The following is a 12,158-nucleotide window of genomic DNA, read 5'->3' as shown; positions in this document are numbered from 1 at the left end:
GTGGGAGTGGGACGCAATGAAATACAGAACTTCAGGCTTGCGGTTACTGGGAATGCCATTGGCGGCTCTGGCGACTGCCATCATTAGTGCAAATGCTGTCGCAGAAAATGAGCAGCTAATGGAAACGGTGACGGTTACCGCCCAGGCAAGTAATGCGCGCAGCGACTTGGATCGACAGCGGGACGCCAATAAGGTCGTAGCGGTGCAAACTTCTGATGCGATTGGTGAACTCCCCGATGCCAATGTCACAGAAGCGTTACAGCGGATGCCCGGTGTATTTATTGCGAGAGATCAGGGTGAGGGGCGTTTCGTTGGGGTACGGGGTATAGATCCAAATTTGAATGCGGCGACAATTAATGGGGTGAGCCTGCCCGCACCGGAAACAAACACCCGGGCGGTAGCCCTGGATGTTATTCCATCGGACTTATTGGCGAGTTTGGAGGTATTTAAAACTCTTACGCCGGATATGAGCGCAGACTCTATTGGTGGTGCCATTGAGATCAAAAGTCTGAATGCCCTGGATTATGACAGCAATCGCTACAAGTTCAGCGTAGAGAATAGTTACAGCGAGCTTCAGGAAGAGTACAGCCCCAAAGTGGCTGCGACCATGACCAATATTTTTGAACTTGATGGAGAGCGCCGTCTCGGGGTGGCCTTGGCGCTAAGTCACCAGGAACGGGATTTTGGCTCAGATAATATTGAGACTGATGGTAGCTGGGAAGAACTGACCGCTGAAGATGGCTCTGTAGCTAAGGGCGCGACCGAAATAGAACATCGCGATTACAGTATTACCCGGGAGCGCACAGGTCTTGCTGCCAACTTCGACCTGGAACTGGGCAGTGACTCAAGCATCTATCTCCACAGCTTGTACTCCGATTTTTCTGATCAGGAAATCCGCCAGCGCAATTCCTGGAAGCTCGATGATGAGCGCGATGAGCCGGAGACTATTTCGACCAACTCGGCAGAATGGGAAGAGGCCGCGTTGGAGAAGTCCCTGAAGGACCGCCTGGAAGAACAGGAAATTATTTCTGCGGTATTTGGTGGCGAGCATAATTTTGAGCAATGGGGATTGTCCTATGCCTTGGGATATTCCCATGCAGAGGAATCTGAACCCAATCGCCGCGATACCGACTTTGTCTTGGACTCCCTGCGTTTGGGGTATGTTGAAGCTGGTGATACTCCCCGTATGGCGGTGGGAAGTGAGGATGTTGAAGCAGTATTGGACCCGGCCAGTTATCAACTCGATGAGTTGGTCATTGAAGATAACTTTACTGAAGATGAAGAAATCAGCTTCCGTATTGATATTAGTAGAGAAATTGATTGGGCTGGCAATCCTTCAGTAGTTAAATTCGGATTGCATGAGCGTCAGCGAGAAAAGACTGGCGACTTGAATGCGACTGTATATGAAGGGTTCGATGGGGATTACACTCTGGCGGACTTTTCTCGAAATAGTATCGATTATGGCCTGGATGCATTTGGACCTGGCGTCAATGTTGGAAGCTTGAATAGTTTTATCAATGCTAATCTCAGTGATTTTGACATAGATGAGACAGAGACCGCTTTGGCATCCGCCCGTGACTACGCAATGAATGAAGACATCACGGCCTTGTATGTGATGAATTCTATTGAGTTGGATCGCTCCCAGCTGGTTTTTGGGGTTCGCTATGAACGCACCGAATTTAATGCTGAAGGCGTGAATGTGGCAGAGTCGGAAGAACCCCTGCCAGGTGCCGATTTAATTGCAGAAGAGGTTTATGCCACTGAGGTTAACTACGAACGGGACTACGACAATTTCTTCCCCAGTATTAATTACAAGTTTGATTACAATGATAATGTTGTTCTCCGTGCAGCCTATTCGGAGTCTTTATCGCGTCCATCATTTGGTTATTTGAACCCTTCTCCGGCCAAGATTGAATATGATGATGGGGAACTGGAGGTTGAAGCTGGAAATCCAGAGTTAGACCCCTATGAATCCCGTAATATCGACCTGTCTGCCGAATACTATGCGGATGACCTGGGTATGTTTTCTGTGGGACTTTTCCATAAGAGTATCGATAACTTTATTGTCATGTCTGAGGTTTCCAGTAATACCGATTTTACCCGTTTTGTAGGTAATTTAGCGGTTGATGATGCTGAAGTATGGCAACCGATTAACGGAGACAACGCCCGTATCAGCGGTGCCGAACTGGCCTGGACCCAAGGTTTTGAAAATGGGTTCTTACTCAGGGCCAATGCAACATATACCGATTCAGAAGCTGATCTGGGTCTCAATAGCAGTGATCGCAGTGACAAAATATCTATGCCTTCCCAGGCGGATTTTGTCGGCAACTTTATTGTAGGCTATGAGCGCGATGCCTTTAGTATGCGCCTGTCAGCAGCTTTCCGCAGTGAACGCCTGCTGGAAGTTGACCTTGAAAATGAGTCCAATGACCGCTACGAAGAAGACCATTTGCAATTGGATTTGTCGGCCCGCTACCGCTTTGATAATGGCCTTCAACTTACTTTTACTGGGGTTAACCTCACGGATGAGCCTTACTATGTTCACACGTCTGGGTTTAATGGTCAGTACGAAGAATACGGTCCGACTTATGCGATTGGGCTGAGCTATAGCACTTTCTAGAATTTTCACTGGAATTTTTGGATTAGTGTAAATTCTTACCCTGATAAAGCCCCTGCAATATTGTGGGGGCTTTGTTTTTGTAAAAATAATATTTTCTGTCAGTTACCGGTAAATCCTAAGCAGGTTTTATTATGCGTTTTTTAATGGTCGGTGTTTTGTCCAGCCTTATATTACTCGGATGTGATCTTGAAAAGGATAGTAAAAGCTTATCTTCGCAAAAGATTATCTCTTTAAAGGGGGTGATAGCTGAACAGATTCAGCTGGTCAGTTTCCCTGAGCAGCAATACTTGTTGCTATCCAGTAAAGATAAGGGGCTAGTGCTTGTAGATGAGTCCGCAGAAATACAAGTTCAAAAGGATGGCAGAGTAGAGGCACTTGCCATTCAGCCAAGGGAAGATGGTAGCTACCTGGTGGCGGCTTACGAAGAGCAGGAAGCGCAATTACAGCTATATCAATTATTTACTGATCTAAATGATGATTTGCAGCCTCAACTTTTAGGAAAGCTTGAGAGTGTCAAGCCTGTGAGCGCACTCTGTTTTTCACTACAAGCAGGAAGAGATCACCTGTTTGCCATTGGAGAGGACGGACTGGGGTTTGAGTACCTGCTTTCTCCCAGTGATGAGCACTGGGATTTTACCGAGATCCGCCCAATATATTTGGGGGAGGAGATTAATAGTTGTAGCGTGGATAACCGTCGGGGGCGATTACTGGTATCACAGCCGCCTGTAGGGATATTGGCATTGAATGCCGATGCAGAGCGAGATGAGGAGCGTGAGCTTTTAATCTCGGCCAAACAGCTCGGTGATGATTTTGGTAGCTTGCGACTGAGTTATCAGCAGGACCAAATCTGGATTGCTGTGGAACAGGGAGTACAGGTTTTCGACTTGTCAGGAAGTGGTAGGCCCGACCAGTCTTGGGCATTGCCTGAAGAAAGTCCTGCCTCTATAGCAGTTTTTGGTGATAGGTTGGCCGTGTTAAATGATAAGCAGAGTGAAATAACCTATTTCCCGATAAATGCCAAGCTGACCAGCGTTACAGATAATCCGCTTGAGATTATTCCCACTATTGCCGCCAGGGGACAAACTGACCCGGTTCACTCTTATGGGGATGCTGCTGATGATCCCGCTATTTGGGTGAACTCTCATTCGCCAGCAAACAGCCTGATTTTTGCTACAGATAAAAAAAAGGGGCTCAATATTTACCATCTATCAGGCGACTTAAAACAGCATTTTCCTGTGGGCCGGGTCAATAACGTTGATATTCGTAAAATCTCTCACCCCGATATCGATGCGATTGCCGTTGCCTCTAATCGTACTAACCCCGGTTTGGATCTATTTGCTATCAGAGCACTGGGCGAGGTGGAGCACCTGGGATACCGGGGTATAGAACTTGATGATCCCTATGGCTTATGCCTACAACAGGACGATAGTGGGTTTTATGCCTGGGTTTCTGACAAGGAGGCCAGCTTGTATCAGCTGAAAATCAATGTCTCTGAGTCCTCCAATGAGTTTGAGATTGAGCAGGGTATCCAGTTTGATGGTTATGGACAGGTTGAAGGCTGTGTTGTGGATGACCAGTTCGGAACCCTGTTTTTTGCTGAGGAGGGCCGGGGGATTTGGCGGCTGGACCTAAAGTCCTTATCAGAGGCCGCTCCAGAGTTGGTGGCAGAAGTGGATGGTGAAAAGCTGGTGGCAGATATAGAGGGATTGGCACTTTATCAGGATGGGGACAAGGGCTATCTAGTGATATCCAGTCAAGGTAATGATAGCTATGCACTATTCAGCCGTAGTGGGAATGAATTTATTACCCATTTTCGGGTTGGTATGAATCCCCAACTAGGTGTGGATGGCAGTTCGGAAACCGATGGTTTGGCCGTTACCAGTTCAGCTTTGGGCGCGGAATATCCGCAAGGTTTGTTAGTTGTTCAGGATGGGCGCAACCGAATGCCCAGCGCAGCCCAGAATTTTAAATTGGTTGATTGGAGGGATATCAATCGTCTGTTGTCTCACTAGTGGTATCGGGGTTTTCAGGCTGGCTTAAATTGTTAATATTGCGGGCTCTCTGAACCAGGTAAACCAGAGAACTCGCAAGTATCACTCCAACGATATCGGCGGCCAGATCAATTAAGTCAAAAGTTCTTGAGCGAACAAATGCCTGGCTTATCTCTTCAATCAGGGCAAAGCTAAGCACTGCGATAGCACCATAGTAAAATCTAATAAAGCCGAGCTTAAAATAAGTGGCGCGGGTGGCAGGTATCAGGATAAGGCTAAAAGTACCGAACAAGGCGATATGGCCTAGTTTATCGCCATAGGGCATAGCACGGACAAGGTCGAAAAATATACTGCTCGATCCGGTATTGGCTAGATAGATAATCCAAAGAATAAAAAGAAAAAACAGTAGGGCTGAAGCCTTGAGAAATCTTGGCATAATACTTATTGATACAGTTTTGTCTAATCTTGTGAAGCTTGGCTATTGATTTTATAGAGATCTAATTGGATCGGAAAGATAGGCCATTTGGCTATGTGAATTAGCCAGAATGTGATGGCTCAGTATCAATTATTTTCGACTTACAGTCCCTACATAGGTAGGCGATACCATTAATATCTAGTGATTTACTTTTAGATCGAAACTCATAGGGCTCCATGCTTTTCTTACAGTCGGTGCAAATAGGTGGGTTTTCAAGTTTTTCTTGCTCTAGCTGTTTTTTTGTTCCGAATATTAACAGCACAAACACTATAAGAATGGTCCATTGAAAATTGTCTGGCTGCCTAGAGCTTCTCGAAACGAAGATTGAATAAATTAATAGTATAGAAACTATTGTAATGTATATAATTGAATGAGTTTTTTTGGTTTCTTTTAGCGTGTTTTCATAATCTATTTTCGCTCGATGGTCTTCTTGGTATTCCTCCAGATCTTTTTCATTCAGTATTTTATTCTTTTTTTGTTCATTTTGGAATGTATTAGTTAATGGCTGTTTATACAGAGGAGTCCTATCAGTATTTAACAGGATTTTATCATTAAAAATGCATACTCCACCCCATGGTGATAGCTTCACTATCTATTTCATCAAGAAACGTATCGCCCCCAATTTTTGAAAACTGTTCCCACTCTATCCGTAGGCTCCATTTGCCCCTGTAGCTATAGTTAACACCAGCACCATATGCCCAGTGGAATCCATTGCTGCTATCGGTTAATTCACCTCTGACTGGAGTTAACTGTTCTATTAAACTGCCATCTTCAAACTGGTATAGGATAAACACTTCACCCTTCTGAATCTCATTGGTTTCCGCGTACCAGATGCCGGTGCCAAGTTTCCCGAATAAGCTAAATGACTCTCCCAGGGGAAGATATGCCAGGGAAAATATATTGAAAAGCTGGCTATCAAAATCAGAGAAATAGTTTAAATATTCACCATCCCCATATGAGATATGGGTATCCAGCTGGTACTTATTGAAATTTTGATAGCTGGCTTCAATTGCCAGGTAAGGTGTCCATCGAATTCCTGCAAATAGTTTCCAGGCGTTATTTTTATCATCACACCGACTGAGATCCACTTGATCTAAGCTGGCGCTAATTTGTTGAATTCGCTTTTCTGCTTCGCTACACAAGTTATTGGCATGCTGGTTACCGAAAGAGATACCAGCATATTTGTGTGAGTAGAAATCGGCGCAAGTAAGGGCAGGTAAGGAAAGTAGAAAAATAATGAATAGGGGGCTAAAGCGGTTCATGGCTTGACCTTGTTTAGCTTATATGGGGGGACCGCTGAAGCTGATTTTAGAGTGAAATTTGATTAAGGCAACCACCAAAATAACAGCGTCTCTTAAAATGGTCGAAGGTAGGATCTACTCTATTAACTGGATTCGGCGCCTAAAGGTAGAGTTCCCAGTAATAGTTCGCGGGAACTCTATTTAATTTGTATAAAGTTATAGGTGTCAATTAACAAAATTCAAAAAAGCCGCCCTAAACCCAGTGATAGTGTTTCTGCATTGAAGTCTACTCCAGTGGGCTCCAGTTTCTCCCACTCCAGTCTCCAAATCCAGTGACTCCTATAGACATAATTCATACCGACCCCAACTCCCCAGTGAGGGCCTTTGTGGTTTTGGGACTTGTCTTTATCGAGCGTCTGAAGTTGTGCCGTGAATTGTCCATTGGATAATTGCTGGGGGATATAAAATTGAGCGGATTGTTGCTCTGATAATTTCCCTCTCCAAGCTCCAGCCCCGACTCTGGCAAACATATTTATATTGGAGTTAATAGGATAAAACCCCAATAAAAAGGCGGTCAATAAATGTGTTTCAACCTGGTATGCGGCCTTTGCATACTCTCCATTTTCATTATTGGTATAAAAGCTGCTTTGCGCAGCTGAAGGTTTTAGATAGCTGATTTCAAGGGCGAGGTATCTGTTCCAGCGCAAGCCGCCATAAAACTTAACCGTACTGCCGCTACTATTGCAATGAAAGCGTCCGTCTGTAGATCCTTGAGGAATCTGGGATTTTATCCGGGGGTTTGCAGATGAGCAAAATTGAGGATAAGAGGTTTCACCGAGGGTAGCCCCAATATATTTCCTGTTGGCAAAGTCAGCGCTGGTATTTGTAGCGAAAGTGAATATAAGGCTGGAAAACAAACTTGTTTTTACGGTGGTCTTAAAATTATTCATGATCTGTCCTGTGCTTTGTTTATTTTTATTTCAAGCACAGTAAAGCTAGATCAGGGCTTTTACTTAACAAGTCATTGGCGTGAGGGCCTTTAGGTATCAGGCCCTGTATTCAAAGTCAGAGTAAGCAGTTGGCTGTTAATTTCTAAATACCAAGCTTTGCTCGCATCTCCGAGAGTCTTTTCGAATTTTCTTCCTTGGAAAGTGGTGAGCCGGGGTTTTCCTCGAGCTTTAATTGCTCTGGAGCGGTTAGTTTTTCTCCCCCCAGGACTCGTTCACATATTTTTCGATAGTGCTCGGCAAAGACCGGGTAGGCGATAGACTCGGGGTTATTGGCAAGAAAAAACCAGTTGGATTCCCGCCCCGCGTGGTAGATCGCTAAGTGGCTCCAGTTGTAATTGGTTTTGGGGCTGGGGGCATTGCAGGCCTCGCGATAGGCGGCGCGAGCTTCTGGTAAACCATTCTCCCCAGCGGCGCACAGCTGCAGCATTTTATGTACGGTGGGCAGGTACTCACTTTGCAGGATCGCTCGCTTGGCACCCTGCATAATATCCTGGGGAGCGAAAGCAAGCAGGGCCTCCAGCCAGAGGCGCTTAGCGTGGTGAAGGGTTTCAGTGTCTGGAAACGCTGCGCTGAACTGATTGTGATAATTCAGTTTAAACAGCGCAAATACTTCATTGATTGCGCGCTTCTTTTCGTTCAGTAGTTCCTGGCCCTGTTCACTACCAGTTTGTGTCTGTGAGTATGTCGCCGATTGACCGGTCGCGGGTGCGCTGGTTGGTGTTGTTGTGGGAGTCTTGTGGATTGCCATAAGAGTTTCCTATTGCCAGTTTGTTGCGCTCCGCCCACTGGTGGCGCGCGTGACGCACAAATACGGCGTCCCAGCTTTTACGTGCGGCATTTTGACCGCGCCAGTAAATAATAAATTCCGGAACCAGGGATAGAGCAAAGTCGCGATCTATCTCGCATTGGTTCATCAAATGACTCAGGCAGTCACCACTGGGCTGCCAGTTGCGGGAGATGGGTTTGGCCACCGGGTTTTTCTCAATACCCTGGCAGTAATAGGCCCACTCTTCCCGCGCATACTCGATAAACAGTTCACCCCAGCGGGCACTGTGGCCACCGCGCTCGGTCCATTTATAAATAAATTCCGGCAGCAATTCGGCAGCAAAGCGCGGATTGATGGCCAGGCGCTGCAACTGCTCCCAGGTGTGCTCGCTGGGCTGCCAGTCGCGGGACATAGCAGTGGGCTTGCGCTTTTCGATAAATGGCGTGTCCTGCTTTTCCCAGTCTTCCATAATCCAGTCATTGAATTCCAAATCCCAGGAAATGGACTGCTTGCCACTGGAGCGGTGGTAATCGAGAAAGCGCTGTAGGCCGCGACCGACAAAAGTGCTGGGGACTCCCTCGTCTGCCAGCTTGCGCAGGGTCTCATCGCTGGGCTGCCAGCCGTTGGGCAGTGGCTGTTTGCGCTGAGCAGTTGCTCGAAAAGCCTCCCACTTGCTTTTAACCTGGCGCAGGAACAGGGAGCCAAAGGAGTGGCGGGGCTCGGCGCGCTCGCGCCAGTAAGTGACAAACTCCGGCAGTTGCTCCCTTACAAAGTGCTCGGGAATACCCAACTGGGCGATACGCGCCATGGTTTCACTATCCGGCTGCCAACTGGGGGCAATGGTGTTGGCATTGCGGTTGGATGGGGTAGGGGGTGTTGCCACCGGGCGCTTGTACTCACCGGGCAGGGCGAACTTCAGAATCTCGCTACTGCCGAATGGTGCCGCCCCCAGCAGAAGGGCACCCTGGTTGCGCAAGCTGGTGGCTACCCGCTGGATATCCGCTGCCTGCCAGAAGGGCAGCAGCAGATATAGCTGCTCCCCCTCGGCGGTATACCAATCCCGGCCTCCGTAGGGCTCCAGGGGAAGGAATGGAGCCAGGTCGCCAAGTGCAGTGAGCAGCACAGCTTCCTCCAGGCCGACAGTGGCAGCCAGAGAAGGAGAGATACTCAGGGGTCTTTCGGGAAGCAGGGGATGTGTCATGGCGCGATAATAACATTCCGGCGCATCGCATGCGCGATCATTGGCGAATCCTCAGCCTTTTCCCGCACCTGGTGCCAGCCACTAAGCTGAAGGATGAATTGACTGCGAAATTTCGGCGGGCGGTGCGCTGCCAACTGTTGCCTTCCCCTAGCGGTAAGGTTGTAACTTTGTCGCTGTAATTGGTGTTGCGGGAGAGCAAGATGACGAAGGAGCAACAATCTGCGCCAACGGTGTTCCGTTTGAGTGGAGTCAATTGTGCCGGTTGTATCAACAAAATTGAGACTGCGGTTAAGACCGTAGCCGGGGTGACTGATGCCCGGGTAAACCTGTCCGATAAAACCCTGTCAGTATACGGCTCGGCAGAGGCTGAATCCTGTATCGAAGCCGTTCGAAGCGCGGGCTACGGCGCTGAACTCCTGCGAAGTAGTGAACGAGAGCAGCGCGCGGAACAGCGGGAGCAGACACAGCGGCACTATCGCCAGCAGTTGTGGCGCTCGGCATTTGCTCTGGGCGTGGGCGTGCCAATGATGGCCTGGGGGCTGATCACCGATAGGGTATCGGTGAATACCCCGGTGGAGCAGCTGGCCTGGGGTGTTATGGGACTGATTACCCTGGCGGTACTGGTCTTCTGTGGCGGCAACTTCTTCAGTGGCGCCTGGAAGGCACTGCGTCACCACAATGCCACTATGGATACGCTGGTGGCCCTGGGCACGGGAACGGCCTGGCTCTTCTCCATGATCGTGGTATTGGTCCCCCATCTCTTACCGGAAGCGGCACGACATGTGTACTTCGAGGCCAGTGCCATGATTATTGGCCTGATCAGCCTCGGCCAGGCACTGGAGATTCGGGCTCGCGGGCGCACCAGTGCCGCAGTGGAGAAGCTGTTGGAGCTCCAGGATACATCCGCGCGGGTATTGAGAGACGGCCGAGAGGTGGATCTCCCTATCGAGCAGGTGCAGCAGGGAGACCAGCTGCGCGTCCGCCCCGGCGAGAAAATTCCGGTGGATGGCACTGTCCTTGAAGGGCGCAGCCTGGTGGATGAATCCATGCTCACCGGGGAACCAGTGCCGGTGAAAAAGGCGGAGGGTGACAGCCTCGCCGCCGGCACCCTGAATAAAAATGGCAGCCTGTTGTTTCGCGCAGATAAAGTGGGTTCCGACACCCGCCTCGCGCAGATTATCGAGATGGTAAAGAATGCCCAGAGCTCCCGGGTACCTATCGCGCGCTTGGCGGACAAGATTTCCGGCATCTTTGTTCCAGTGGTGATGATTATTGCCCTAGTGGCCGCACTGGTTTGGTTCAACTTGGGCCCCGATCCTCGGGTTGCCCATATGTTAGTAGTACTGACTTCGGTGCTGATTATCGCCTGTCCCTGTGCCTTGGGTTTGGCGACTCCCATGTCGGTTATGGTGGGGGTCGGCAAAGGTGCCGAGTACGGTGTACTGGTGCGCAACGGCAAGGCCCTGCAACAATCCTGTACTCTGGATGTCCTGGTTGTGGATAAAACCGGGACTCTCACCGAGGGTTCTCCGCGTCTGACAGATATCGATAGTGATGGCGACAGCGATGAACTGCTGCGTTTAGTGGCGAGCCTGGAGCAGGGCTCAGAGCACCCCTTGGCTGAAGCCATAGTGACGGCAGCTCACGATAAAAACCTTGAATTGCAGTCTCCAGCCAACTTTGAAGCCATCACAGCTCACGGTGTGAGTGGTGATATCGGTGGCAGTCGCGTGCTGTTGGGGAATACCAAGTTAATGCAAAAGGAGGCCATTTCTCTGGATGCCTGGAGTGAGCGGGCAGCCAAATTGGCCGAGGCGGGGCGCACGGTGATGTACGCCGCCGTGGACGGCAAGTTGCGGGGGATTATTGCCGTAGCCGATCCGATTCGCGCTGATGCGCAAGCTGCAATCGAGCGGCTGAGCAAACTGGGTTTACGCATTGAAATGCTTACCGGGGACAATCACGGTAGTGCCGAAGCGGTTGCCCGGCAACTGGGCATCGATCGAGTTCACGCAGAACTATTGCCGGAAGATAAAGAGGGGATCGTCGCTGAATTGCAAAAAAAAGGCGAGCGAGTGGGTATGGTGGGTGACGGGATTAACGATGCCCCAGCCCTGGCGCGGGCCGATGTGGGCTTTGCGATAGGTGCCGGTACCGATGTTGCTATTGAGAGCGCCGATGTCACCCTAATGCGTTCCTCCCTGCACGGGGTTGCCAATGCCGTGGAGTTGTCCCGGGCCACTTTGCACAATATCAAGCAAAACCTGTTTGGCGCATTTATTTATAACACTCTGGGTATTCCCATCGCCGCCGGTGTCCTCTACCCGATTACGGGTATGTTACTGAGCCCCATTGTTGCCGGTGGTGCTATGGCGCTTTCCTCCCTGACGGTGGTCAGTAATGCCAACCGCCTGCGCTTCTTTAAACCATCGGAGGCTCGCTAAATGGCTGAAGTTCTCGTAAATATTGTCGGTGTGCTGATGATACTGGCTGTTATTTGGTGGTTTTGGTTGGGGCCAAAACGAAGTACCAGTAAGGCGACGCCGAGCACGGATAATTTACAGATTCTGGTTAAGGACGGTGTTTACGAACCGGATCTTATCCGCCTGCCCGCCGGTCGCACAGCGACTTTGCATTTTCACCGGGAGGACCCCAGTCCCTGCTCCGAGTGGGTATTGTTTCCAGACTTGGAAGTCAGCGCTCAGCTTGCCCTGAACCAGGATACCTTGGTGGAAATACCAAAAGCCGAGCCGGGTGAATACCCGTTCAACTGCCAGATGCAAATGTATCGGGGCACATTGATACTGGAGTGACAGTAAGTGTGCACCTCTATGGGGGTGTAATAATTCCTCGG

9 protein-coding genes are annotated in these 12,158 nt (G+C 49.4%); 4 read left to right on the top strand and 5 right to left on the bottom strand.

The window, feature by feature from the left end:
* The first annotated feature begins 16 nt into the window (after nt 1–16).
* Both BTJ40_RS19395 and BTJ40_RS19390 read left to right on the top strand, forming a co-directional pair.
* Entirely contained in the window at nt 17–2,620 is a 2,604-nt protein-coding gene (locus BTJ40_RS19395) for a TonB-dependent receptor (RefSeq protein WP_108734625.1), read from the top strand.
* 131 nt (nt 2,621–2,751) lie between these two features.
* Nucleotides 2,752–4,632 carry a phytase gene (locus BTJ40_RS19390; protein WP_108734624.1) on the top strand — a complete coding sequence of 627 codons (1,881 nt, stop codon included), beginning with the start codon at nt 2,752–2,754 and terminating at the stop codon, nt 4,630–4,632.
* Here the strand turns inward: BTJ40_RS19390 and BTJ40_RS19385 are convergent.
* The 5 genes from BTJ40_RS19385 to BTJ40_RS19360 form a co-directional block, all read right to left on the bottom strand.
* The gene (locus BTJ40_RS19385) at nt 4,610–5,047 is read right to left on the bottom strand and encodes a VanZ family protein (protein WP_192879357.1); all 438 of its coding nucleotides are present in this window, start codon (nt 5,045–5,047) and stop codon (nt 4,610–4,612) included. The two genes, BTJ40_RS19390 and BTJ40_RS19385, sit on opposite strands and share 23 nt — an antisense overlap.
* A gap of 590 nt (nt 5,048–5,637) precedes the next feature.
* Nucleotides 5,638–6,348 carry an outer membrane beta-barrel protein gene (locus BTJ40_RS19375; protein WP_108734622.1) on the bottom strand — a complete coding sequence of 237 codons (711 nt, stop codon included), beginning with the start codon at nt 6,346–6,348 and terminating at the stop codon, nt 5,638–5,640.
* 218 nt (nt 6,349–6,566) lie between these two features.
* Nucleotides 6,567–7,277 carry an outer membrane beta-barrel protein gene (locus BTJ40_RS19370; protein WP_108734621.1) on the bottom strand — a complete coding sequence of 237 codons (711 nt, stop codon included), beginning with the start codon at nt 7,275–7,277 and terminating at the stop codon, nt 6,567–6,569.
* Nucleotides 7,278–7,419: 142 nt separating this feature from the next.
* Nucleotides 7,420–8,085 carry a replication protein P gene (locus tag BTJ40_RS19365; RefSeq protein WP_108734620.1) on the bottom strand — a complete coding sequence of 222 codons (666 nt, stop codon included), beginning with the start codon at nt 8,083–8,085 and terminating at the stop codon, nt 7,420–7,422.
* Nucleotides 7,997–9,304, bottom strand: coding sequence for a DnaT-like ssDNA-binding domain-containing protein (locus tag BTJ40_RS19360; RefSeq protein WP_108734619.1), 1,308 nt, complete (start codon nt 9,302–9,304; stop codon nt 7,997–7,999). Before BTJ40_RS19360 ends, BTJ40_RS19365 begins: the two co-directional genes overlap by 89 nt.
* A gap of 200 nt (nt 9,305–9,504) precedes the next feature.
* On the opposite strand from BTJ40_RS19360, the gene BTJ40_RS19350 reads away from it, so the two are divergent.
* Both BTJ40_RS19350 and BTJ40_RS19345 read left to right on the top strand, forming a co-directional pair.
* A complete protein-coding gene (locus BTJ40_RS19350; protein WP_108734617.1) occupies nt 9,505–11,748 on the top strand; it encodes a heavy metal translocating P-type ATPase in 2,244 nt (747 codons plus the stop codon).
* Complete coding sequence (locus BTJ40_RS19345; protein ID WP_108734616.1) at nt 11,749–12,117, top strand: cupredoxin domain-containing protein; 369 nt, start codon at nt 11,749–11,751, stop codon at nt 12,115–12,117. It abuts the gene before it with no gap.
* Nucleotides 12,118–12,158 lie beyond the last annotated feature (41 nt).

It is taken from the genome of Microbulbifer sp. A4B17, assembly GCF_003076275.1.
Lineage (GTDB): Bacteria > Pseudomonadota > Gammaproteobacteria > Pseudomonadales > Cellvibrionaceae > Microbulbifer.
This window is presented reverse-complemented; position numbering and strand designations above follow the sequence as displayed.